This is a genomic window from Opitutaceae bacterium TAV5, from assembly GCA_000242935.3.
In the GTDB taxonomy this organism is placed as follows: Bacteria; Verrucomicrobiota; Verrucomicrobiia; order Opitutales; family Opitutaceae; genus Geminisphaera.
The window spans coordinates 3421470-3444795 of record CP007053.1 but is presented as its reverse complement, the minus strand read 5'-3'; the positions used below and the strand labels follow the sequence as shown (position 1 = coordinate 3444795).

20 protein-coding genes are annotated in these 23326 nt (G+C 61.9%); 11 read left to right on the top strand and 9 right to left on the bottom strand.

The features are described from left to right. Nucleotides 1-26: 26 nt before the first annotated feature. The gene (locus OPIT5_14810; protein AHF91291.1) at nt 27-1142 is read right to left on the bottom strand and encodes an XRE family transcriptional regulator; all 1116 of its coding nucleotides are present in this window, start codon (nt 1140-1142) and stop codon (nt 27-29) included. Between the two features lie 91 nt (nt 1143-1233). Next, nucleotides 1234-2625, bottom strand: coding sequence for a hypothetical protein (locus OPIT5_14805; protein AHF91290.1), 1392 nt, complete (start codon nt 2623-2625; stop codon nt 1234-1236). Between the two features lie 217 nt (nt 2626-2842). Between OPIT5_14805 and OPIT5_14800 the strand changes: the two genes are divergently transcribed. The 3 genes from OPIT5_14800 to OPIT5_14790 all read left to right on the top strand — a co-directional run bounded on the left by OPIT5_14800 (nt 2843) and on the right by OPIT5_14790 (nt 6804). Next, nucleotides 2843-3733, top strand: a complete 891-nt coding sequence (locus OPIT5_14800; GenBank protein ID AHF91289.1) for an ABC transporter permease — start codon at nt 2843-2845, stop codon at nt 3731-3733. 312 nt (nt 3734-4045) lie between these two features. Further along, nucleotides 4046-5122 carry a spermidine/putrescine ABC transporter ATPase gene (locus OPIT5_14795; protein AHF91288.1) on the top strand — a complete coding sequence of 359 codons (1077 nt, stop codon included), beginning with the start codon at nt 4046-4048 and terminating at the stop codon, nt 5120-5122. A 509-nt stretch (nt 5123-5631) separates the two neighbouring features. After that, on the top strand, nt 5632-6804 hold the full coding sequence (locus OPIT5_14790; protein ID AHF91287.1) for a carbamoyl phosphate synthase small subunit: 1173 nt from the start codon (nt 5632-5634) through the stop codon (nt 6802-6804). Between the two features lie 244 nt (nt 6805-7048). Here OPIT5_14790 and OPIT5_14785 read toward each other — a convergent pair whose 3' ends face one another. Both OPIT5_14785 and OPIT5_14780 read right to left on the bottom strand, forming a co-directional pair. Then, nucleotides 7049-7837, bottom strand: a complete 789-nt coding sequence (locus OPIT5_14785; protein ID AHF91286.1) for a hypothetical protein — start codon at nt 7835-7837, stop codon at nt 7049-7051. A 66-nt stretch (nt 7838-7903) separates the two neighbouring features. Continuing rightward, complete coding sequence (locus OPIT5_14780; protein AHF91285.1) at nt 7904-8464, bottom strand: membrane protein; 561 nt, start codon at nt 8462-8464, stop codon at nt 7904-7906. Nucleotides 8465-8822: 358 nt separating this feature from the next. Here OPIT5_14780 and OPIT5_14775 point away from each other — a divergent pair, with 358 nt between their 5' ends. The 6 genes from OPIT5_14775 to OPIT5_14750 all read left to right on the top strand — a co-directional run bounded on the left by OPIT5_14775 (nt 8823) and on the right by OPIT5_14750 (nt 15645). After that, entirely contained in the window at nt 8823-10004 is a 1182-nt protein-coding gene (locus tag OPIT5_14775) for a GntR family transcriptional regulator (GenBank protein AHF91284.1), read from the top strand. An 87-nt stretch (nt 10005-10091) separates the two neighbouring features. Continuing rightward, nucleotides 10092-10865 carry an N-terminal cleavage protein gene (locus OPIT5_14770; GenBank protein ID AHF91283.1) on the top strand — a complete coding sequence of 258 codons (774 nt, stop codon included), beginning with the start codon at nt 10092-10094 and terminating at the stop codon, nt 10863-10865. A gap of 168 nt (nt 10866-11033) precedes the next feature. Continuing rightward, the gene (locus tag OPIT5_14765) at nt 11034-12656 is read left to right on the top strand and encodes an alpha-L-arabinofuranosidase (GenBank protein AHF91282.1); all 1623 of its coding nucleotides are present in this window, start codon (nt 11034-11036) and stop codon (nt 12654-12656) included. 72 nt (nt 12657-12728) lie between these two features. Continuing rightward, nucleotides 12729-13490: a hypothetical protein gene (locus OPIT5_14760; GenBank protein ID AHF94411.1), complete on the top strand. Its 762-nt coding sequence runs from the start codon at nt 12729-12731 to the stop codon at nt 13488-13490. 77 nt (nt 13491-13567) lie between these two features. After that, nucleotides 13568-14554 carry a dehydrogenase gene (locus tag OPIT5_14755; protein AHF91281.1) on the top strand — a complete coding sequence of 329 codons (987 nt, stop codon included), beginning with the start codon at nt 13568-13570 and terminating at the stop codon, nt 14552-14554. 26 nt (nt 14555-14580) lie between these two features. Then, a complete protein-coding gene (locus OPIT5_14750; GenBank protein AHF91280.1) occupies nt 14581-15645 on the top strand; it encodes an alcohol dehydrogenase in 1065 nt (354 codons plus the stop codon). Nucleotides 15646-15654: 9 nt separating this feature from the next. On the opposite strand, the gene OPIT5_14745 is transcribed toward OPIT5_14750, so the two are convergent. Further along, nucleotides 15655-15930, bottom strand: a complete 276-nt coding sequence (locus OPIT5_14745) for a hypothetical protein (GenBank protein ID AHF94410.1) — start codon at nt 15928-15930, stop codon at nt 15655-15657. Continuing rightward, entirely contained in the window at nt 15931-16128 is a 198-nt protein-coding gene (locus OPIT5_14740; protein AHF94409.1) for a hypothetical protein, read from the bottom strand. 53 nt (nt 16129-16181) lie between these two features. Between OPIT5_14740 and OPIT5_14735 the strand changes: the two genes are divergently transcribed. Next, on the top strand, nt 16182-17480 hold the full coding sequence (locus tag OPIT5_14735) for an acetyl xylan esterase (GenBank protein AHF91279.1): 1299 nt from the start codon (nt 16182-16184) through the stop codon (nt 17478-17480). Nucleotides 17481-17665: 185 nt separating this feature from the next. Further along, nucleotides 17666-17848, top strand: coding sequence for a hypothetical protein (locus tag OPIT5_14730; GenBank protein AHF94408.1), 183 nt, complete (start codon nt 17666-17668; stop codon nt 17846-17848). Nucleotides 17849-17951: 103 nt separating this feature from the next. Here OPIT5_14730 and OPIT5_14725 read toward each other — a convergent pair whose 3' ends face one another. From OPIT5_14725 to OPIT5_14715, 3 genes are read right to left on the bottom strand one after another with little or no spacing between them, the layout of a single operon-like run. Then, complete coding sequence (locus tag OPIT5_14725; GenBank protein ID AHF91278.1) at nt 17952-18695, bottom strand: N-terminal cleavage protein; 744 nt, start codon at nt 18693-18695, stop codon at nt 17952-17954. Further along, entirely contained in the window at nt 18692-22393 is a 3702-nt protein-coding gene (locus OPIT5_14720; protein ID AHF91277.1) for a glycoside hydrolase family 42, read from the bottom strand. Before OPIT5_14720 ends, OPIT5_14725 begins: the two co-directional genes overlap by 4 nt. Next, the gene (locus OPIT5_14715) at nt 22393-23325 is read right to left on the bottom strand and encodes a hypothetical protein (protein AHF94407.1); all 933 of its coding nucleotides are present in this window, start codon (nt 23323-23325) and stop codon (nt 22393-22395) included. The genes OPIT5_14720 and OPIT5_14715 overlap by 1 nt, the downstream gene beginning before the upstream one ends. Nucleotide 23326: the final 1 nt, after the last annotated feature.

Sequence of the window (23326 nt, the reverse complement as noted above, 5' to 3'; positions counted from 1 at the left end):
GCCAGCCGGAGTCCGGCGGCGGCGGATTACCGGGAGGCCGTGGCCGGGACGGTGGCGCCGAGGGCAGCCGTGCTCTGACGGACGAGCAGGGATGGCTGCACGAAGATGGAAACGGCGGCGGGAGCGGCGCCGGCCCGGGCGGCGGCCGGTTTGGCGGCGGATGATCCGGAGGCGACGGCTTCCGGCGTAGTTTGTCTTTCGATACACTCGATCAGCGCGCGCATGGCACGGGTGCCGATCTCCCCGGGTTTCTGGTCCACCGTAGTGAGCGGCGGGTTGCTCATGGCGGCGATGTCCACGTTGGCGCAACCGACGACCGAAATGTCATCCGGCACGCGGAAGCCGGCGCGGATGAGTTCCTGGATCGCGCCAAGCGCGGCGTGGTCGGACGGAGCGACGACGGCGGTGAAATCGTGCCGCCTGCGGGCGGCGAGGAGGGTGCGCGTGGCCTCGGCGCCGGATTCGAAACGGAACCCGTCGCCGGTGATGAGGGCTTCGTCGGGTGTCAGCCCGGCGGCGACAAAGGCGGCGCGGAATCCCTGTAACCGCTGGACAGATACGTCGGCCTCGCTGTAACCCCGGATGCAGGCGATGCGGCGGTGGCCGAGCGAGAGGAGATGCTCGGTCGCGAGACGGCCGACCTCGACGTTGTCGTTGCCGACGAAAGGCGCCTCCACGTCATGCACCGGTGAATCGACGAGGACGAAAGGAAAGCGTTGCTTCCGGAGTTGCCGGTAGAGGTCGGGGTTTGCGGTCGAACTCGATGGCGTGATGAGAATGCCGTCCACCCGGTATTCGCGCATCGTCAGGATGCTTTTTTCGATCACATCGGGATCGCTGTGACTCTGCGCAAGGAAGCACTGCAATCCATGTTCGCGCGCCTCGTTTTCGGCCGCGCGGATGATCTCGGAAAAAAAGGAGCGCCCGATTTCCGGCACGATGATGCCGACCACATGGCTGCGTCGGGTCTTGAGCGCGCGGACAAGGCCATTGCGCTGGTAGCCGCTGGCCTTGAGGGCATCCTCGACTTTCTGGCGCGTCTCCGGGCGGATGAGATGTCCGCGGCCGTTGAGCACATGGCTCACGGTGGAACGCGAGACCTGCAACTGGCGGGCGATGGCAGCCTGGGAGAGAGATTCCATGGGCGGCCAGCATAGCGAAAAAACCGGAAAACGGAATCGTTATCCTATGGTAATCATCGATGTTTCCGGACCCGGACTCGTTGCCGGCCAGCTACCGGCACGTCGCGAAGGCCGTGGTCTCGACCGTGCCGAGCTTGTCCGTCTTCGCCGTCACCGTGATCTTCGCCCGCCAGGGGAGCGGCACGGCGTACCACGTGGGTGTCAATTCCAGAATGCGCTCCGTCGATCCCTTCTTCGCCGGCTTCACCTCGACGCGCAGCCACTCGGCATCCGTCTTCGCCACGACCTCGCCGACCGCGCCCACGCCCTTGTCGAAACGGAGCGTGATCTGTTTCACCTTCGCCGCGTCGTCCCCGCCGCGGCGGATCTCGTCGGCTGTCCACGACACCAGACGCGGCGCCAGTTCCATCGCCGCCGGGATCGTCACGGCAAACTCCAGCCGCACCGGCTTGTCGTCCGCGTCGTTGAACACGTCGATCCAGTTGTCCTGCGCGCCGACGCGGTCGCCGACCTCGAAGTGCACTTTCAGCGTGCCCTTCTCGCCCGCCGCGTAAACCGCCTTGTCCGGCTTCCCGGCGGTGCAGTTGCAGCTCGTCTTGATCGACGTGATTTTCACCGGCTGTTTGAACGCGTTGGTAAAGGTGAAGGTCGCCTCCGCCTTTTTCTGGCCGGGGGTCAGGCGCATCTCGATCCGGCGCTTGTTCCAGCGAAGCGCCCCCTTGGCCCGCTCCGCCGCCTCGGCGGCCGCCCGCGCCGCGCCGTCCTTGTCGAGGTATGACCGGATATCCTCCAGCACCTTGCGCGGCCCGACGTATTTTTCCTGATTCTTTTCCTCCTCCTTGCCCTCCGCTGTCGTCACCTTGACCTTTTCCGTAATGTAGCTCGTCGAAAGCACCTTCCCCGCGCTGGTCAGGAAAACGAGATTGGGGATTCCCTTTTTTTGCAACCGCCTCGTGCCCGCAAGGGTGGTCGCCTTCTCGAAATCGACCGCGGGCCACGGCATCCCGGTCTCCCGGAAATGGGCGAGCATCTCCGGCGCGGATTCGTCGTAGCTCATGTAAATGATCTCGAAAGCGGGGTACGCCGCCTTGAGCTCCTTGTAAGCCGCAATCAGTTCCGGCGTGAACCGCCGGCACGATCCCGACCAGCCCGCCGCATAGTAATACGCGAAAAACCGGATCGCCACCGCCTCCTCTTCCGGCACGGGCACAAACGTGCCGTCCTTCACGACAACGAGGGATTCGGCGATCTGCTTCATTTCCTCGGCCCGCGTCAGCTTGACCTCCGGCACCTGCGGTTTCGCCTCCTCCGGCCGCCCCCCCTGCCCGGCCCTGCGCGCCTCCCACTCCGCTCTCCTCCGCTCGCGCCGTTCCTCGCGACTCTCCTGCCACCCCGGCCCTCGCTCCCGCTGGCCCACCGCGGCCTGCACGGCGACAACCACGAGCACGAGAAGAAACGAGAAACGCAACGACAGCGATAACATGCCCGCCAGCACAACGTCCCCGCCCCCGCCCGTAAAGCAGAAGCCAGAGGCCAGATGTCAGAGGCCAGAAGAGAGCTGAGGGTCGAGAGACAGACTTCGGCGACCATGACTGCCGGTTTTCTGCGCTCCGGTTTCTGTCCTCTGGCCCCTGTCTTCTGGCCTCTGGCCTCTGACATCCGGATTGCGGGAGAGGTTTTTTTGCTGTTCCTCCGTCCGCATGAACGCTCTCGCCCTTCCCGGCTCCGACAACGCCCATGCGCGCCACCCGCGCGTGTGGGGCTGGGTGCTGATCGCGCCCATGCTGCTCTGGCTCGCCCTCTTCGTCGTCGTGCCGATGTGCATCCTCTTCGTCTACAGCTTCTGCCAGCGTGACGACCTCGGTCGCGTCGTCTTCAGCTTCACCTGGGGCAACTACGTCCGCGTTTTTGATCCTGTTTACCTCAAAATCCTCGGGCGTTCCGTCGGTTATGCAGCGCTCACCACCGTCCTCTGCACCGCCATCGGCTACCCGGTCGCCTGGTTCATCGCCCGGCAAAACGATTCGCTCCGCAACCGGTTGCTGCTCCTCGTCATGATCCCGTTCTGGACGAGTTTCCTCATCCGCACCTACGCCTGGATTTCCATCCTCAAGAGCGAAGGCCTGCTCAACGGCCTGCTCCAGTTCACGCACGTCATCGCCGCCCCGCTCGAAATCCTCTACACACCGTGGGCCGTGGTCATCGGACTCGTGTACGCCTACCTGCCGTTCATGATCCTGCCGATCTACGGCAGCGCGGAAAAACTCGACAACGCCCTCGTCGAGGCCGCGCACGATCTCGGCGCCGGACCGGTCAAGGCTTTCTCCGAAGTGATCATCCCGCTCACCATGCCCGGCATCGCGGCGGGCATCCTGCTCGTGTTCGTGCCGGCCATCGGGATGTTTGCCGTCACCGATCTGCTCGGCGGCGCTCGCGTGCCCATGATCGGCAACGTCATCCAGAACCAGTTTTCCAAAACCGGCCGCAACTGGCCGTTCGGCGCCGCGCTCGGCGTGATTTTCACGCTGATGTTTATCGTCTCGTACCTGCTCGCCCAATGGCGCGCCTCGCGGGTGGCGGGCAAGGAGTAGATGTTGGAAGTTGGAAATTTGAAGTTGGAAGTTGGTCGCAAGCGTACCTCCGCAATTCCCCCTGTGATTTCACACTCCCGACTGCCAACTACAAATTTCCAACTTCAAATTCCAAATTTCCAACTCCCAACTTCAAACTCCCCCGGCGCAGCCGGTCCGAAAATTCACTGTTTATTTTCCCCGGCGAGCGGTTAATCACGCACCCATCCACACGATGCTCCCTCATATGAATTTCAGACTCGCTCCGGTCCGTCCCCCGACGCCCGACGGCGTTCCCTTGCCATCCCGGCCATGAGCGAAACCCGCCCGCCCATGATCGAGATCAACGGGGTGACCAAACGCTTCGGTGCGTTCACCGCCGTCAACCGCGTCAGCCTGCAAGTCCACGCGGGCGAATTCATCACCCTGCTCGGCCCCTCCGGCTGCGGCAAAACCACCCTCCTCCGGCTCCTCTCCGGATTCGAGCACCCGGACGAAGGCTCCATCCGGATCGCCGGCGAAGACGTGACGCATCACGCGCCCTACCGGCGCAACATCAACCAGGTCTTCCAGGGCTACGCGCTTTTCCCGCACATGACCGTGCGCCAGAACATCGCCTTCGGGCTGCGCATGCAAAAACTCCCCGAGGCCGAAATCCGTCCGCGCGTCGCCGAAGTCATCGACCTCATGGCGCTCACCGGCTTCGAGGAACGCAAACCCCACCAGCTCTCCGGCGGACAGCGCCAGCGCGTGGCCCTCGCCCGGGCCATCGTGCCGCGCCCCTCCGTCCTCCTGCTCGACGAGCCGCTTTCCGCGCTCGACGCCAAGCTCCGCCAGCAAATGCGCGTCGAGCTCAAGCGGCTGCAAAAGCACCTCGGGCTCACCTTCGTCTTCGTCACCCACGACCAGGAAGAGGCGCTCACGCTCAGCGACCGCATCGCCGTCCTCAACAACGGCCGGCTCGAACAGCTCGGCACCGCCACCGAAATCTACCACGAACCGCGCACCGCCTTCGTCGCCGACTTTATCGGCGAGGCCAACCTCATCGAAGCCGAGATGGTGGCCCGCAACGGCGTCTATGGCCGCGTCCGCCTCGAAGGCGGCCTGGAGCTCAAGGTCTCGCTCAGCCGCTGGCCGGCCGAGCTCACCAAAGCCGTGATTTCGATCCGCCCGGAAAAAGTGCATGTCTCCAAAACGCCGATCCAGGCGGAAAACGTTTTCGAGGCCCGTGTGACCGAGGAAGTTTTCCAGGGCGCGCTCGACCAGCTCGTGATCGCCAGCGACGCCGGCACCCGCCTCAGCGCCATCGTGGCCAACGAAAGCGCCATCATGGAGCCGATCCACGACGGCGACCGCGTCTGGTGCGGCCTGCACGTGAACGATCTCGTCGTCGTCTGCGCCGACCCGTGACCGGTCGAAGGTCGAAAGTCCAGATGTCGAACGTCGCCACCGTCCTGCATGAGCAGGACAACCCTGGGGAGGGGGGGCGGGAGGAAGGAAGCGCCACAACGTGAAGCCGCGGTCGACCTTGGACTTTCCGGTTTTTGACCTTCGACCCGACTCCAGGCCAGTCCGCCGGAACCGGCTCCCCCCCCCTCTCCCCTTCGCACAATCGTGGCGAAACCATAAACCTGGATTCAGAAATTGAAACCGCTAAAGGACGCTAAAAGTCGCTAAAAGAAAACAGGTTGATGATGGAATCAGAAGACCGGGACATTCACCTGCCGGGTGAAGGCATCGTCGGATTCTCCCGCCTGACAATGTCTTTGTTTAGCGTCCGTTAGCGTCCTTTAGCGGTTCCCTCTGCTGCGGTTTTCAGGATAAAACCCGCTGCTTCCCTGCGACTTTCCCGGCAACGGAGCTAAAACTTGAAAAACCAACTTGCGGGACAGGCGCAGGGGTTTTTTCGTTCATTTTTAATGTCCACCTCCAAGCCTGCCGTGCTCGCCCTTGAAGATGGCTCCGTTTATCGCGGTCGCGCGTTCGGAGCCGATGCCACCGTTTCCGGGGAATGCGTCTTCAACACCTCGATGACCGGCTACCAGGAAATCATCACCGATCCTTCCTACTTCGGACAGATCGTCACCATGACGGCGCCGATGATCGGCAACTACGGCATCGCCAACGAAGACAACGAAGCCTCCCGCCCGATGGCCTCCGGTTTTGTGGTCCGCGAGCTCTCGCCCGTCGTCAGCAACTGGCGCTCGCATGCCTCGCTCGGCGACTACCTGCGCAAGTACGGCATTCCCGGCATCAGCGAAATCGACACCCGCGCGCTCACCAAGAAACTGCGCGTGGACGGCGCCATGAAGTGCTGCCTCTCCACGCTGCCGCTCACCGACGAAGAGGCCGTGTCCCGCGCTCGCGCCTGGCAGGACATCGCCGGCAGCGACTACGTGAAAGACGTCACCTGCGACGCCCCCTACGTGTGGAGCGCCGAGGACCCCGCCAACTACAACCTCGCCTACCTGCCCGCCGGCACCACGCTCGGCGCGCCGCACCCGGTGACGAAGCGCTTCAAGGTCGCCGCTTTCGATTTCGGCGCGAAGCACACGATTTTTCGCAAGCTGGTCCGTCACGGTTTCGACGTGCTGGTGTTCCCCGCCACGGCCACGGCCGCGCAGATCCGCGAACATGCGCCCGACGGGCTTTTTCTCTCCAACGGCCCCGGCGATCCCGCGGCGCTGGCGTATGTGCACAAGACTGTCACCGATCTCCTGCCCGATTTTCCGACATTCGGCATCTGCCTCGGCCACCAGATGATCACGCATGCGCTCGGCGGCACCACCTTCAAGCTCAAGTTCGGCCACCGTGGCGGCAACCAGCCGGTGAAAAACATCGAGAACGGCAAGGTCTCGATCACCGCGCAAAACCACGGCTTCGCCACCGATCCGAAGAGCCTGGAAAAGACCGGAGCCCTCGTCACCGAGATCAACCTCAACGACAACACCGTCGAGGGCCTGCGCCACAAGGAGCTGCCGGTGTTCTGCGTGCAGTATCACCCGGAAGCCGCGCCCGGCCCCAACGACGCCGACCCGCTCTTCACCGATTTCTATCAGCTCATCGAGAAGCGGAAGGCCGGGGCAATCTGAGGCGTTGATGTTACGCAGCGCCCCTCGTGGCACGGGCTTCCAGCCCGTGATTTCGTAGTGGCAGGCGTCTCTGCCTGCTGTTCCGAACAGGCGACACTGCGCGTCGTGCCACAGGCACGGAGGCCTGTGGCTGGTAGGTTCACTGGCCAAGCCCGTGGACGGCACGAAGTGCCGCTCTCCGAAAACATGGGCAGGGATGCCCGTGCCACGCCATGGCACGCTGGCCGCGTCTGCCTGCGAGGAGTTACTTTGAAGCCGGGAACGAAATCGCCGGAGTTTCGCCCGTGCTCGCCGGCGCGGCGGCATCTGTCGCCGCGGCAGGAACCGGCGTATCGGCTTTTTCCTTCGGCGTCTCAGCCGACGCGGGGAGCTGGGCCTTGAGCATCAGGCCGCGCTGGGCCCACATGCTGGAGGGAGCGATCGAAAAAATCTGGTCGGCGAGCTTCGCGGCGTCCTCGTTCTGGCCGGCTTCACGCAGCAGGACGGCGAGGTGATAAGCGGCTTCGGCGCGGACGGGAGCGGGGAAACTGATCTCGTCGGTGATCTGGCGAAGGGCGGCGCGGCCGGCTTCGGCCTGGCCGCCGAGCACCTGCGACATGGCGGCGCCCAGGCGGGCGCGGGCGGCGAACGGCGTGCCGGCAAGCGTGGTGACCGCTTCGTTGTAGGCGGCGAGCGCGGCGGTGTAGTCCGCCCTGGCATACGCGGCGTCGGCCACTTCGAGATTGGCGACCGCTCCGAGCACATGACGCGAGTTCTCGCTGGCGAAGGCGCGCAGCGCGGCGTCATCGCCCGTGGCGGCATTGTAGGCATCCTGCACCGCTTCGTCGTGACGGGCCGCCAGATGTGCCATCACTCCGCGACCGACCACAAGCAGGACGGCCAGGGTGACAAGGGCGAGAACGACCCGGGAGTATTTGCCCCAGAAGATGCGCAACTTGTCTTCGAAGCTGGCGGCCACGTAGGTTTCGTCGAGGTTGACGAGGTTGCGATCGTCGCCGGCGAGTGCTGGAGATTTGGTTTTCCGGGAGGACATGGTTGTTACGAAAGGGAAGAGGCAAACAAGTCGGCCAACGTGCGTAAAGCCGGGAATTGCCCCGTTTCACAAGACCGGCTTGCAGGGTCCGGCCTCGGTCAGCCAGCGGACGACCGGGCGAAACGGCGCCAGCAGCACGAGGGCCATGGCCAGCTTCACGCCGAGATCGCCGGCGGCGAGTTGCATCCAGTTCAGGCCGCTGCCGTGGAAGGCGATGGAAAAAAAGATCGCCGTATCCACGACCGAGGCCACCGCCGAACCGAAAAGAGGCGCTTTCCACCATGACTGGCGGCGGAGCCGGTTGAACACGGCGATGTCGAGCAGTTGCGACGTGATGAATGCCGCGCCCGAGGCCAGCGCGATCTGCGGCGTGGCCATGAGGAGCGAAAGGAGCACGCCGACGACAAATCCGGCCCACGCCACACGCCGCGCCATCCGGGGGCCGGACCAGCGGTTGCAGACATCGGTCACAAAATAGGTGACCGGGTATGAAAATGCCCCCCACGTCAGCCATTCGCCGGCGGGATACTGCACGAGGATATTGGACAGCAGCACGATAGCGGCCATCGCCAGCACGGGCAACAGCACGGTCTTCCGCCAGTCTTCGCCGGTATGTTTTTCTGCCATGAAAGGGAGTTGAAGCGTAATCATCCGGAACAGTTGCCGGGCATCCCTGCCCGTATTCCGGTTAATTTTGCCCCGAAAGAGAACGGACGCCGTTCCCTTGTCACTTCCTTATTTGCAGGCTCTCCTTTCGTCGACCGGGCATCGGCCTCATGGCATGGGATTCACGCGCGGCGTCACCTTGGGATTTACCAAACATTCAGCCTGTTTTTGTCTGGTAAAACCAGAGATCGGGTCGATCCTATGAATTTATGATTTCATTAGGCATTTTAAAACATGGTTTTACCTGATCAATTTTCTATTCTTGATAAATGGAAAAAATCCTTGATTTACCAGACATAATCCAGATTATGTTTGGCAAATGCCCGCTACCTCCACCACCTCCGCATCGTCCTCCAGATCGAAACTCGAAGCCGTTTACGAGCTTCTGAAGGGCCAGATCGCCGACGGCAAGTGGCAGGTGGGCGAGCAAATCCCCACCGAAGTCGAGCTGGCCCGCGAACTCGATTGCAGCCGCTCCACGATGGGCATGGCCATCTCCCGCCTCGCGCACGACGGCCTCGTCGAACGCAAGACCCGCGCCGGGACCCGCGTCCTCCGCGCCACCCCTGCCCGCAGTGTTGCCGCACCTTCTTCGGCCGCGCCCGCCGTCACCCCCGTGCAACTCGACGCCTTTGCCTTCATCTATTCCAGCGAGCTCCACGAAGGCATTTTCCGCACCGTCCAGGGCTTCCAGCTCGCGGCCCGCGAGCGCAACCGCCGCGTCGTCACCCTCACCACCGGCACCGATTACCACAAGGAAGCCGAATTCATCAGCCGCCTCGCCGAGTTCGATGTGAAAGGCGCCGTCATCAACCCCCTCGTTTCCACCGTGCAGGAGCAGATGTTTTTCACCAACGCTCTCCGCACCTCCAGCGTCCCCGTTGTCCTCGCCGGCACCACGCTGCCCGGCTCCGGCCGCCCCTGCGCCCTGGCCGACAACTTTCACGCCGGCTATACCCTGACGCGCCACCTCATCGACCGCGGCCTGCGCAAGATCGGATTTTTCGCCAACCATGCCTGGGCGCACTTCATCAGCGACCGCCACCAGGGCTACCGCTGGGCGCTCAAGGAGGCAGGCCTCACCGCCCCCGAAGCCACTGTCTGCCTCGAAGAAGCCCGGCACGTCAACTTCACCGATCCCCTCGCCGAGCCTACCGCCCTCGCCCGTGCCTGGCTCTCCCGTGTTGAAGCCGGCGGCTTCCTCGCCGATCTCGAGGCCGTGGTCTGCGCCGACGACATCCTCGCCATCGGCCTCATCCACGCCGCCCTCGAAAAAGGCCTCCGCGTGCCACGCGACCTCAAAGTCACCGGACTGGGTGACTTCGCCCTCCAGCCCCCGGAAGGCATCACGCTGACAACCTACCGCGTGCCCTACGAAACGATCGGGCTCGAATCTTTCCACCTGCTCGAAGCCAGCCTTGCCGCCCGCTCCGCCAGCCAGCCCAACCCCGCCAACATCCTTCTCGAAGGCCAGCTCGTCATCCGTTCCAGCACCGCCTGACCCCGCCACGCTCCGCCGTCCCCCTCCCCTTCTGTCATACCGCCCTCGTTCCTTCTGTCTGCCTCACCCAATCCAAGCCCATATCCCATGCACACGCCCAAACACCACATTCGCCCCTCCATCATTGCAACCCCGCCTTGCTCCTGTAACGGAATCCGGACTACACAGACCCGCCTCCGCGCCTTCACGCTGATCGAACTCCTCACCGTCATCGCCATTATCGGCATTCTGGCTGCGATCATCATCCCTACTGTTGGTCGGGTTCGCGAAAGCGCCCGCCGTGCGGATTGCGTAAGCAATATGCGCCAGATCAGCCAAGCGCTCTTTCTCTATGCGCAAGATCATAAAAACATATTGCCAGCCGTGTCCAAAAACTGGCCGCCCGGAGACCAGACCGACACATGGTGCTACGCCATCTGGACCTATGCCGGATACAGCGAAGCCTCGTTTAGAGTCGGCACCAACGACTTTGTTAACAACGCCACGCACCAAAGCCAGAATCTCTTCCAATGTAAAAATACACGCACAAAGCCCAACTACGGACCTGGAATCACGCCGGGGACTGGCTGGACCTGCTACGGCCTCAATGACGGTCCCCTCTACGGAACAGGAGCCTCCACCAAAACAACTCCCGTTGCCCTCAACCTCGTCGAAACTCCCTCCAAAACCGCAATGGTTCTCGAATCCCGCTATTATTGGGCCAACGACGCCGCTTACAAAAACTACTACGGCCTGATCCCTCACGGCGACGCCTCCAACATCGTTTTTTTCGACGGTCATGTGGAACTCAAAAAATGGCCTGAAATCCAGGCTCGTGGTGGCCAGGAAAGACTCTTCTGGTGCGGCCGCGGCACCTGGTAGCCCTTCCACCTCATCCTCTGTTCCCTCCCCGTCGCCTGTTTACCTGCCTGACCGCTCACTCACCACGCTTCGGTTTTCCCCCATCCTCCCCATCTGCTTCCTCCATGCTCACCTGCATCTGTGGGCAACGGGAATCCTGCGTTCCCTTTTATCAGCACATCCTTCCTCATGTATCCAAAAAACAATTTTATCCGTCTGTCGGGCATCCTGCTCACCGTCATTGCCGTTTCACTCGTCTTCAATGCTCTCCTGTCCGCGCAGGTACAGATACAGGCATCGGCGTCAAAATCACTTGCGCAACCCACCGGCAAACGCGTCGTTGTCCTCAATATTACTGGAAATACCCTCGCCACCCGCCCTGAACTCTACGGCCACAACATGACGGCCAACGACTGGCACGGCACCCTCAACAACAACCGTCCCCCCATCCTCTGGGATACCGCCGCCAACCGCCCCGACCCCGCATGGACTCCCCTTACCCACGCCTGGCCCCTGCGCGTCATGCGTTACCACTCCGGCAATTTTTATCCCTGGCGCGACGCCTTCGGTCCAGTCTCCGAACGCAAAATCATCAAGGACGAATACCGCCGCACTCTCCGCCCCGACGCCGGCCTCCAGGAATTTTTACGGTGGCTCGAAACCCTGCCCGACCCCCGCCCCGAGCCAATCCTCATCGCCAGCCCCTTCCGCCCTGTCCAGGAACTCGCCGATCTCGTCGCTTACTGCAACGCCACCACCGGCCCCATGGCCGACCTGCGCGCCGCTCACGGACACCCCGCCCCCTACAACGTCCGCTACTGGGAACTCGGCAACGAAACCGACTGGATCAACCGCGACGACCTGGATGTCACCCGCGCCGAAACCGAACGGGAAAAGAAAAGCAAGCTTCTCCCCGCCGAATACATCGCCCGGTGCCGCGAACGTATCCATGCCATGCGCGCCATCGATCCCACCATCAAACTCCTCGCCCACGCGCAAACCGCTCCCTGGCCCTCCACCAATCCGCACTGGCGCGACTGGCACCGCGAAGTCATCCGCGACCTCGGTGATACCATCGACGCCATCACCATTCACCCTTACTACGACGGCCACTCCGTCCCTTATGTACTCGCCTCCATCGATGCCCTCATCGCCGATATTCGCGAACTCCAGCCATCCCGTCGCAACATAACCGTCGCCGTCACCGAACACTCCCGCTGGGTAAACTACAAAAACCTCGACGAACGCCCCCAATCCTGGGGACTCCAGGGCGCAATCTCCGCCGGCGATTTTCTTCTTCGTGCCATGGCCCGCCCCGAAATCTCCAGCGCCAACTACTGGTGCTACCTCCACCGCGGCCCCTGGCGCGTCCTCAACGCCGACTGGGATCAAGGCACCACCCACAAATTCGGCACCGGTGCCTTCATGCTGTATCAACTTCTCAACGACTCCCTTCTTCCCCGCTACGAACTCCTCACGCCCGAGCCTCCTGGAGCCTCCCGGGCCCGTTCCAACGCCTACCCCTATCAGGTAACTACCGCCCACTTTTCCGACGTCGCCACCGGTGCGCATGCGCTCGTTGCGGTCAACCGTTCCGCCACCGAACCCGTCATCCTTCTCATCGAAAACATCCCCCCTCCCGCTTCCGGAAAGCTCACTTTCTCACTCGTAACCGGAAATTCGCTACAATCCACCAACGTTCCCGCCACCCCCGACGCCGTCACCCTGCAAACCCGCGCCATCGATGCCCGTTCCGACGCGCCCCTTCGACTCGAACTCCCCCCGCGCTGCGTCGCCTCCTGGCGCTGGTGAGTTACCCATCCGTCCCCCTTCGCCCACACCCTTGTTTCGTCACCGTTACTTCACCTCCCCGCACCAAACATCATGAAAACAACAATACACCACATCAGCCGTATTATTTCCGCCCTCGCGGCGTTTTCCCTGGTTTCCGCCCTGCACGGGACGACCACGCCCGTCGCTCCTGTCGTCACCCTCACGGCCTACGACAACCTTCCTGTCGACGGCACAGGCAACGGTCACAACGCCGCCGGCGACAATATTTCTTCAGGTGAACAGGATGATGCCAACGCCAAGCGTCTTGATCGAGCCGTCATGGTTTTCAGCCTGCCAACACTGGCTGAAGGCGAGGTTCTCGTATCTGCAACGCTCAGGTTTTATGTGCGCACAGTCAGCACCGATAGCGCCACGCCGGATGCGATTCTCTATCATTCACAGACTCAGAATCGGACAACCAACAACACGGCCTTCTATGAAGACGCAAGCTATGCCAACACCGGGCTGTCGGCCGCCAATACCTCGATGATCGCATCGGCCTCCGCACCACTCCTTGTAACCCTGGACGTTACCCAGTGGGTAAAAATCGACTACCAGTTGGACTCCGGGTCCGTGGTCAGCAGCTTTCGCATCCAGGTGGACAACCTGGAATTTGTGGACGACAACCAAAGCAGGCGCTATTCCTTCTTCGGGAAAAACTCCGAGAGCTACGCACCCCAACTCGTCATCGAAACCGGCCCTGCAATTCCCGAACCCGGTCATTTGGCCCTGTTGTTTGGAGCCACCGGTCTGTCTGGAGCCCTCGTGTTTCGTTGCTGCTTTCGCAAAGGCCAGGCCCTCGTCGTTGAATAACTGACCGGAGATCAGTGGGCTCCAAACCACCGGACGAGGCACATTGCGCCTCGCCTCATTCTCTCCCGTTTTTCCTTATGAAAATTGCAGTCATCGGAACCGGAAACGTAGCCACGGAGAATTACCTGCCGTATTTCGCCGCCCAGACCGGCATCCAGCTCGGATATCTCGACAACAACGCCGACCGCGCCCGTACCGCCTCGGAAAAATTTGGCGGCCACACCTTCGCCTCGCCCGCTGAACTCATCGCGTGGCGACCCGATGCCGCCTTCGTGCTCACCAACGAAATGTGGCACTATGACGCAGGCCTCCCGCTCATCCAGGCCGGACTCCCCCGCGTGCTCTTTGAAAAACCCCTCGTCGCCGCCAAAGGCCAGGCCCATGTCAGCGAAGCCGATTTTTCCCAAGGCAAGGAACTGCTCTCGCGCGCCGCTCAAACCGGCACCGAAGTGGCGATGCTCTTCAATTATCGCTTCTTCGACCAGACCATTACCGCCCGCCGCATTGTTGCCGAACGATCCTTCGGTAAACTCATCAGTGTGTCCGGAAAAATTCACTACGCCTGCTGGAGCCATTGCATCGACCTCGTTCACCATTTCGGCGGAGCGATCGCCACGATCACCGCGCTGGAAGGCGCGCCGGAACGCGAAGGACAAGGAATCGTCGCCCACGACATCGTTGCCGCCTTCACGCTCGAAAACGGCGCGACCGGCACGCTCATCGGCACCGCCGGGCTGAAGTGGCAACACCCGCTCTTCGAGTTGATCCTCACCTACGAAGGAGGTCGCCTCCATATGCGCGACATCGACGGCGACATTGAAATCCTCGATGGATCAACCCGAACCCACGAACGCATTTCCATGGTACGCGACACGTCACGCTGGCAGCACTACACTACATCGTTCCACAAAGCCCTGACCGCCTACCTCGACGCCGTCCGCGCCGGGAAACCCGCCCCCGTGTCGGAAATCGACGGTTTGCGCGAACTTCAATTCGAAGCCGCCCTCCGACGCTCCATCGCTGAAAAACGTCCGGTGCAAATCGCACAGGAATTTCCACTGTAAGACATTCGCCCCCCTCCTCCCCTCCGATGAAAATCCTCCACCAGCTCGGCAACTCCCGACTCGCCATTGAAGATGTTCCCACGCCCGCGCCCGGCCCCGGCGAAGTTCTCATCAAGACCGCCGTCTCCGCCCTCTGCGGCAGCGAAATGTCCACCTTCCGCGGCAAGGATGGACGCCTCCACGGCAACATGGGACACGAAGCGGCAGGCGTGGTCGCTGCGTTCGGTCCCGAAGCCGACGTCATTTTCAACCCCGTCACCCGCACTCCGCTCAAGATCGGCGACCGCGTCGGTGTCAGCGCCATCGCCGGCTGGCCCGGTGAAAAACCGGCCGCACCCGATCCCCACTACACGGCCGGACGCTATACGTGGTGCGACAAATTCACTTTTCACTGCGACATGCACGCCGAGTATTTCACGATCCCCGCGCAAGCCTGTCATGTGTTGCCCGACGACATTTCGTGGGACATTGGCGTGCTCATTACCGGCGATGGATTCGGCGTCCCCTGGCACACTTCCACAAAACTCCACGCCCTCCCAAGCACTCCCGCACAGCAAACCGTGACCATCTTCGGACTCGGTCCCATCGGCCTTGGCAATATCATCATGCAAACGCATCTCGGACGCCGTGTCATCGGCATCGACCGCGCCCCTGCCCGCCTCGAACTCGCGCGCCGCCTCGGGGCTACTCACATCATCGATACCACCGACGCCGCAGACATTCCCGCCACCATCCGCAACCTTACCCGCGACACCGGAGCCGATGTCGCCATCGAAGCCGCTGGCGTGCCCGCCACCGCGCGCCTCTGTTTCGCGTCCGTCTGCAAAGGTGGCATGGTGATTTTCAACGGCGAACAACCCGCGCTCGAACTCTCCCCCAGCGAAGATTTCATCCGCCGCGACATCGCCGCCATCGGCTCCTGGTTTTACCACTTCTGCGAATATCCCGACATGCTCGCCCAGACCCGTAACGGCCTGCCCGTCGCCTCCCTCATTACGCACCGCTTCCCCCTCTCCAAAGCCGCTGACGCTTATCACGTGATGCAATCTGGCCTTTCGGGCAAAGTGCTGCTGACCTACGCAGACAAATAGTCCCCAGGCCTAGTCGTTGACCTCCTCAATTCTCACTACTCGCACCTCCTTGGCCGCGTGGTCGGTCCAGAAAGTGACAAGCCAGTCGCCATCAAGAACGATTTCATGGACTCTCCCGTCAGCGTCGCTTTCATGCAAGTCGCCCGCTTGAAACGGCTCTGACTTGATACGGTCAAGCAACCTGCCAATGCGGCGTTGTCCCGCCTTCGATGCGGCGACTAGCCTGAACACTGCTGCCTCGCTCAAAACCAGCTCGTAACCCAAACCGCTCATCACACCCGCCAATCAGTCGAGTCCGAGCTGACGTTTCAGATCCTCCCAACGAACCTTCCTTCCCTCATCCATGCGTTTGTGAATTTCAGACAATGCGAACCGGTTTTCCTCCGTATTGGCTCGCATCCGGTTTTTCAAAAACGCCAAGGCCTTCTGCATTTCTTCCATTGGAAGTTGTTCGATCTGCGGTTTGATGTCCGTGAAAACCATATCGCCAAAATGCTCCACTCCCTCGAATAATCAAGTTTTACAATCTCCATCCTGTGAAATCCCGCCCCCTCCTGTTGCTCCCGCTCTTTTTCGCTCTCACCGCCGCCTTCTGCTTTGCCGGCGACCTGCTGCTTCTCGGCGGGAACGACAAGCCGACCCCATTTTACGCTCCCGGTGAAAAAATGATTTTCGAGATTCGCCTCGAAAAAGACGGCCAGCCCGTCACCGGCACGCGCCTTTCGTGGACGCGCACCGGTGACGACGGCCTCACCGAAAAAGGCGAAGCCGTCTCCAACGTCACGCCGCTCGTCATCACCACCTCGACCGCCAAACCCGGCTTCGTTCGCATCCTTGTCAACGCCATCGGTGCCGACGGCCAGACACTCGTCAACGATAGCAAAAAGAAAGTCGTCTTCGATGGCGGCGCCGGCGTGCAGCCCGAAAAACTGCAAAGCGTGCCCGAGCCCACGGACTTCGATGCGTATTGGGCCGCGCAAAAAGCCGCTCTGGCCAACGTACCGCTCGAGGTTCTCGAAAAAAAACTGCTCCCCGAAACGCATCCCGGTGTGGAAACCTTCGACGTGAAAATCGCCTGCGCTGGTCCCATCGCCGCCGGTGACACCGCGCCCAAGCCCGTCTCCGGTTATTTCAGCAAAACCAAAAATGCCGCGCCCCAATCCGCCACGGCCCAAGTCAATTTTCACGGCTACGGCATCCGCTCCGCTTCGCGTGATGACGCGCAAGTTGCCAAATCCTCGACCCCCATGCTTGTATTCAATATAAACGTACATGGGATCGAGAACGGACAGTCCGCCGAATTTTACACCCACCTCGGCAAGACCACGCTAAAAAGCTACGCGTTCAACAATCAGGAAAACGCCAGACCCGAAACCTCCTACTTTTATGGCGTCGCTCTCCGTGCCCTGCGCGCGCTGGAGTTCATCAAGGCGCAACCCGAATGGGACGGCAAAACACTCATCGTCAATGGCGGCAGTCAGGGGGGATTCCAGGCGCTGCTCGCCGCCGGTCTCGATCCCGACGTGACTCGCTGCAACGCATGGAAACCTTGGGGATGCGACCTCGGCGGCGTGACACTCAACCGCCTCAAAGGCTGGCGTCCCGACTACACGCGGGCGCTCGACTATTTCGATCCGGTCAATCACGCCAAACGCATCCGCGCCGAGACCTGGATCACGTCGGGCCTCGGCGACTACGTCTGCCCGCCCTCCGGCGTTACGGTCCTCTACAACAATCTCCCGGACTCCGTTTCGAAGCACATCGAATACCAGCAAGGCACGACTCACGGCGATACTCCTCCCAATGTAGCGAAGTTCGTAGTGAGTAACAAATGACTCCATCGGCGCAACGCGGTTTCCCGGGGTATAAACATATGTCTCTCAGCCGGACCTGTGTTATTTCTCGAAAGTTCGCTACTGTTATCTGACCGGCGAGGGGGGCCAACGGCGCGCCGAACTGGTCGTGGAAATCCTGTCTCCCTCGATGGCGAAATTCGATCCTGGTCCGAAGAGGGACATCTATGCCCGGACAGGGGGGCTGGAATTACTGGATTGGCGATCCCGCCGCGTGTGTCGTGAAGGTTTACAACCTGGCGGAAAACGCCGACGTCCCCCTTGCCACCCTCACCGAAGGTCGCGTACTGACAAGCCCTCCGCTGCCGGACCTGAAAATCAGCGTAACGGATCTGTTCGCGGCTTCGTAGCTCCCTTCCGACGTTTCAGACATGGCCGGAGCCGACTGCTTGCAAGGCGGAGGGAGACTCGCAGCCTTGTGGCGTTGCTCGACCGGGGAGGCGAAGCTCAGGGCTACTGTTGTTCCCAATAAGACGACGCCTTGGGATAGCTGTCTTCCCAATAAAAGGGTTGGCCGTTTTTGCTCCAGACAATGCCACCCTCGGCTTCGGTGAGATTGACGTCGTTTTCGTTCTCGTCGGCATTGTAAACGCCTTTCCGGTTCAGGACAGCGCCGGAGGACATCAGGAGGTTTATTTTGCCGGAATGCCGATATTTTGGATGGAGAAAACTGCTGTGGCGTCCGGTGTAGGCAGAGGTGTCCTTGGCCGTTTTGTCGCCGGCAGCAGAGTCCCAGAGCAAAGGGGTGCGCGAGGGGTTCTGGATGAGGTAGAAAGGCATGTTGGAAAGGTTCCGGTTGAACTGATAGCCGCGATAGCCGAGGTTCGTCCAGGTCTGGGTCGGGAAATATTCGGAGAACCGGCGGGCGAAATCCGGGCAGCAGAGCCTGGACTCGGCGTTGCGGTTTTTCATGCTGAAGTAGGGAGCCAGGCTGTCCTGCCAACTGCCGGCACGCGGGAGGCGGCCCCGGTTGTCCTCGGCAAACGCCGTGGCGGCGATTCCATATTGGCGAAGGTTGGAGATGCAGTTGGCATTGCGCGCGGCGGAGCGCGCCTTGCCGACAACGGGGATGATGATGGCGGCGAGGATGCCGATGATGACGATGACGGTGAGCAGTTCGATCAGGGTGAAGGCGCGCAAGGATGCCGCGGGGTGCGAGCACGTGGGGGTGTTTGCAGCGCGGGTGTTCGTGTTCATGGGGTGGAGGGGAGAAGTTCGACGTTGGCGGTGCAGATGGCGCGATCCTGTTGCCGTCCGTCGTTCCAGCGAGCGACGAGCGGGGGAAGGTCGGGGCCCGGATGGGTGGCGGCGTCGGCGGGGACGGTGACCTGGAAGGTGTATTCCCTGATCGTGTCGGGCGGGAGTGCGTCGGTGGTGATTTTTTCGGGTGCGACCGTCCATCCTTCGAGAGCTTCGAGGCGGAGGACGCCTCCGGCGGGGAGCGAAGCGGCAGGTTGGAGGAGTTGCACGGTCACAGGGAAAGTCTGGCCGGGTTTGACGCGGGCGGCGTGTTTGTCCGGGGCGGGCGCAACGCCCCGGATCTGGGGAATGCCGAGAAGGGGGGCGTAATTTTTGAGGAGATAAATGACGCCTGCGGTTTCGAGTTCGGGCAACGCAATGCGATAGCGGTCGTCGCCGAGTGCCTGGAGAGGGAGGAGGCCGAGACCGGCGTGTTCGGCGGGAGCGTAGACGGCGACGGACCAAGGGCCGCCGGGAAGGGTGAGTTCAGCGGTGGCGGCGGGAAAGACGGGCTGGCGGTCCCTGGTGCGACGCGAGGCGTCGGTGCTGTAGGTGAGAACGAGGTTGCCGTTGGCGTCGGTGTTGGGCTGTTCGAGACGAACCCAAGGCTGGAGGGCATTTTGGGCCTTCGGTGATTTCACGGTATAAGCCGGCCGGATACGGTTGCGGGCGAGATATGCGGCGATCAGACGTCCCTCGCGGAAACGGGCGGTGGATTTCTCGACAAAATCCTCGCCGGTGTCGGCGGTGTTTTCGGCGGTGGCCTCGTAAAGCTGGCGCAAGTTCTCGACGTCGTCGGGCGAGTACATGGAACCCAGTCTGAAAGCGAAATGGAGAACGCGACCCTTGCCCTGGCTTCGTTGGGTAACGAGAGGATGTCCGTCGGGCGTTTTTTCGAGAACGGTGGCCGTGCGAACATCGAACGGAACGAGGCCGTTGACGGTGATGCCCTTGTAGTCGCCGGAAAGTTCGTAACGCGTGGCTTTGTCCCAGCGTTTGAAGGCGAGGCCGAGGAGATTTTCGAACTGGCGGCGGACGCGGTGGTGTTCGTCGTAGTGGCCGGGGCGTTCGTCGGCGACGAGGAGCCCGCCGGTTTCGACGTAACCGGTGATGGCGGCGGTTTCGGCCGGGGTGAGGTGTTCGGCGCCGGCAAGGAAGAGGGCCTGATAGCGGGCGGGGGTGAGATACGGGGCGGCGAGTTTGTCGTAAGGAAGAATGTCCACCCAATAGCCCTGTTGACGCAGCCAGCGGTAGAGCTGGACGCGGTTGTTTTCGGGGCTGGCCCACTTGCTGGGAGTATGCGGAGCAGTGAGACCGATGAGGGCGTCGCGACGCGGGAGGAGGAGGGCGACTTTGGGAAGGGCGGCGGCGGGCTGGACGTTTTTCCAAAGGGCTTCGGTGCGGTGTATCATGTGCGCCCAGCGGGCGGCGTAGAACATCTTGTCGCGCGGCAGACCGGTGACGGAATCGATGTGCCCGAAAGTGGCGTAGTCATTTTTCGCGCCTTTGTAGCCAGGGGCGAAATAGTTGGTGGCTTTGAGTCCGTTGGGGAGAACGCGCCAGTAGGTGGCGGCCCACTGGTCGCCGGGACCGTTGTGGTTGTTCATTTCGGGGGTCATGACCCCGTAAGGACCGGGTCGCGCGGCGAGGGGCTGGATACAGTGATAGATGTAATTGATTTCATAGGACTGACGGTCGCCGGAACCGTAGATGTTGACGCCGTAGAGGCCGCCGCTGATGTCGCGCATGAGGTTGGCGAAGCGTTCGTGGTCAAACGTGCCGCGCGTGCGCATGACGATCGGCATGTCGATGGATTGCTGGGTGCTTTTGTAAACAACCGGACGATGCAGCGGATCGGCCTCGTTGAGGGTGTGCGCGGATTCCGACTGAAAATCGGTAAAGGCTTCACTCTGGAACGTGTACCAGTCAAGATACGCGCCGGGCTGGAGAACAAAATCGTCGCCCCGGGCGGGATTGGCGGCGGCCTCGGCGAACGTTTTGTAAGCCGGTGCGGAAACGGACGCGGCAGCGGCGACTGTGAAGGCCGTGTTTTTCGGGTATCTGGCGGCAGCCGCGGCGGCGGACGAAACGTCAGGCGCCCAGGCTTCGTTGAGAGCGGCGATGTTGTTGTCGTAGGTTTTGGCGAGCCAGTCGGCGAAGGCGGCTTTGGCTTCGGGGGCGTAGTTGAGACTGCCTTCCCATTCGTTTTCCATGCCCCAGAAGAGGGTGGGTTTGCCAAGCGGCCAGGTGGCCCCGACGACTTCGCCGGTGACGCGTTTTTTGGCGATGTGGTGGGCGCGGCGTCCCGGGCTGAAGATGTTGAAGGCTTGTTTGGATCCGCTGCTGAGACGTCCGGGATCGCCGTCCTCGTTCATGCCGAGAGTGACGAGGCCGTAGCCAGGCGCCTCGGCGGGGAGTTTTTTCATGTCCAGCGGCTTGCCGTCGGCGCCGGGCGGCATGGATTGGTCTTTGGCTTGCGTGTAACCGAACATGCCGTGGGTGAAGAGGGCGGCGGTATCGTCGGCACCGCGTTTGGTGGTGGTAATGGCCTTGTTGTTTTCGGGGCGGGCGACCTGGTAGTCCTGCCAGAGGTTGAAGCCGACGTGGGCGACGAGACGGACGACCTGGGGCGGCGTGCCGCCGCTACGCAGGCCGATGGGGAAATAGTCTTTTGTCGGAAGGCCGTCCGGGGTGATTTCGAGCGAGTAGGCGGAGGTTTTTTCGAGAGGGTCGGCGGCGATCACGGGCGCGGCGGTGCGGGTTACGGTGACGTTGGTGATGGCAAAGGTGTTGCCGCGGCGCGCACCGCCGATGGCAAGGGTGTCGAACCGGGTGAGCGGCGCTGCCGTCTGGCCGGCGGGGAGCGTGGTGATGATGGCGCAGGCCTGGCCGGTCGTAATGTTTTTCCATGACGCCCGGAGCGTCATGTCTCCGGCTGGCTTGCGGGTGATCGCGAATACGAGATGAAAGGCGTCCGCGAGGTTTCCGCCGGCGTCGGGGGTGGCGGGTGCGCCGTAAAAATAAAACCCTTTGCCGTCGGGTTCGCGTCCGAGCGAGCCGGCGTCATGGCGGCCGGGCAGGCCTGCATCGAATTGGTAAAAATTTCCGTGGGCGTTGGCCTGCCCCCCCGCTTTGCCGGCGCGGGCGTCGGCACGAATGCCGGCAAGATAACCGCGTCCGCCGGCCAGGGAGCCGGAGCCGTTGCTGTCGGCGAGGCCGAAGAGGATCCGGTTGCCGGTGTTGGCTTCGTAGCTGACACCTTTGTAGTCGAGGGAGAGGGTGAGTGTTTCGCCGGGCTGGAGCGTGACGGGCGGGAAGGTCGCGCCAGCCGCGTGGCGGTCGTCCGCCTTGTCACCCGCGCCGGTGTGCGCATACACGGCGGCAGGCTTGCCAGCCGAGGGACTTTGCGCGGGCGCGGTGACTGCGCTCAGCGAAAAGGCAGGATGGGTGGTTTTCCATGCCGGACCGACGCCGGTTGCAAAGTCGTCGCTGAAGAGCGTTTCGGGCTGTGCCGCGGCGGCAGTGACGGCAGAAATGAAGCAAGCCGGGCTGACCAGGGCGGCCAGCAGGCGAAGAGAGAAAGACATGGCGGTGAAAAAGAAGCGTGCGGGCAGACTTGGAAAGAAAACGTATAGGGGGAGGGGGGGAAGGAGCATCACCGACGCTGGCGGAGAAACGCGCAAGCCAGCAGCGCACCGAGACCCAAAAGGGTTGCAACGGTGGCCGGCTCGGGGATGGCCTGATAGTCAACCAGGACGTTGTCCACCGCGAAGTAGGTTCCCCGGCGTGATTCGCCGATGTTGATGGTGTCTAGCGTGTAGGTCGTTACATCTTCAGCAGATATGACGATGGTTGAGGTAAACGAAACGGGATTCGCCTCGGTGGAGAGTGTTTTGTTCAGAAAGGTTGAAAGAAGAGTCAGGTCACCGTTGGCCTCACGGGTGATGGACAGGCTGAAGTGAAAAACATCATCAATATAGCCGTCTGTGGCTCTTGTCGCGGTCCCGTCAGGCAGAGCTATTCCTGATTCGCCGCTCAGGTAGAAAGTACTGCCAGTTCTGGTTCCATCACCCAGATAGCCATCGCCCATCGCAGCGACAAGGCCTGCTTTATATTGGTAGTATCGGGTGCCCACTGATTGAACCGATGGTTGCGCCGCGGTCGGCCGTGAATCGGCGCGAATTCCGGAGAGGTACCCCTTGTCGTCTGTAACAGGCGCCGTGCCGTTTGAATTCGCCAAGCCAAAAACGAAATAGTTGCCGGTATTTGCTCCGTATTCGATCCCCTTGTAATCGAAGGAGAGCGTAATCGTTTCACCCGCTCGAAGGGTTACCGGGGCGAAGCTGGCATAAGCGGCGTGGCGGGTATCGCTGCTGTCGCCCGCACCGGTACGGGAAAATGCGCCGGCCGGGTTGCCTGAAGCCGGACCAGCCGTGTTCGTTGCCGCAAAAGCAAACGCCGTCGATGTCGTTGACCAGTTGCCCACGCCGGAGCTGAAATCGTCCTCGAAGACGAGTGCGCCGCGGGCGAGGGGCGCGCACAGGGAGATGGCAGGAAGGAGCAGGGAAAACAGATATTTCGCTTTCATG

What these genes read in the sequence shown, in the direction of transcription:
- OPIT5_14795 (AHF91288.1), top strand. Translation starts at nt 4,046, where the DNA reads ATGATCGAGATCAACGGGGTGACCAAACGCTTCGGTGCGTTCACCGCC.
- OPIT5_14765 (AHF91282.1), top strand. Translation starts at nt 11,034, where the DNA reads ATGTATCCAAAAAACAATTTTATCCGTCTGTCGGGCATCCTGCTCACC.
- OPIT5_14730 (AHF94408.1), top strand. Translation starts at nt 17,666, where the DNA reads ATGCCCGGACAGGGGGGCTGGAATTACTGGATTGGCGATCCCGCCGCG.
- OPIT5_14750 (AHF91280.1), top strand. Translation starts at nt 14,581, where the DNA reads ATGAAAATCCTCCACCAGCTCGGCAACTCCCGACTCGCCATTGAAGAT.
- OPIT5_14770 (AHF91283.1), top strand. Translation starts at nt 10,092, where the DNA reads ATGCACACGCCCAAACACCACATTCGCCCCTCCATCATTGCAACCCCG.
- OPIT5_14785 (AHF91286.1), bottom strand. Translation starts at nt 7,837, where the DNA reads ATGTCCTCCCGGAAAACCAAATCTCCAGCACTCGCCGGCGACGATCGC.
- OPIT5_14720 (AHF91277.1), bottom strand. Translation starts at nt 22,393, where the DNA reads ATGCTCCTTCCCCCCCTCCCCCTATACGTTTTCTTTCCAAGTCTGCCC.
- OPIT5_14740 (AHF94409.1), bottom strand. Translation starts at nt 16,128, where the DNA reads ATGGTTTTCACGGACATCAAACCGCAGATCGAACAACTTCCAATGGAA.
- OPIT5_14790 (AHF91287.1), top strand. Translation starts at nt 5,632, where the DNA reads ATGTCCACCTCCAAGCCTGCCGTGCTCGCCCTTGAAGATGGCTCCGTT.
- OPIT5_14725 (AHF91278.1), bottom strand. Translation starts at nt 18,695, where the DNA reads ATGAACACGAACACCCGCGCTGCAAACACCCCCACGTGCTCGCACCCC.
- OPIT5_14775 (AHF91284.1), top strand. Translation starts at nt 8,823, where the DNA reads ATGCCCGCTACCTCCACCACCTCCGCATCGTCCTCCAGATCGAAACTC.
- OPIT5_14715 (AHF94407.1), bottom strand. Translation starts at nt 23,325, where the DNA reads ATGAAAGCGAAATATCTGTTTTCCCTGCTCCTTCCTGCCATCTCCCTG.
- OPIT5_14760 (AHF94411.1), top strand. Translation starts at nt 12,729, where the DNA reads ATGAAAACAACAATACACCACATCAGCCGTATTATTTCCGCCCTCGCG.
- OPIT5_14780 (AHF91285.1), bottom strand. Translation starts at nt 8,464, where the DNA reads ATGGCAGAAAAACATACCGGCGAAGACTGGCGGAAGACCGTGCTGTTG.
- OPIT5_14805 (AHF91290.1), bottom strand. Translation starts at nt 2,625, where the DNA reads ATGTTATCGCTGTCGTTGCGTTTCTCGTTTCTTCTCGTGCTCGTGGTT.
- OPIT5_14755 (AHF91281.1), top strand. Translation starts at nt 13,568, where the DNA reads ATGAAAATTGCAGTCATCGGAACCGGAAACGTAGCCACGGAGAATTAC.
- OPIT5_14800 (AHF91289.1), top strand. Translation starts at nt 2,843, where the DNA reads ATGAACGCTCTCGCCCTTCCCGGCTCCGACAACGCCCATGCGCGCCAC.
- OPIT5_14810 (AHF91291.1), bottom strand. Translation starts at nt 1,142, where the DNA reads ATGGAATCTCTCTCCCAGGCTGCCATCGCCCGCCAGTTGCAGGTCTCG.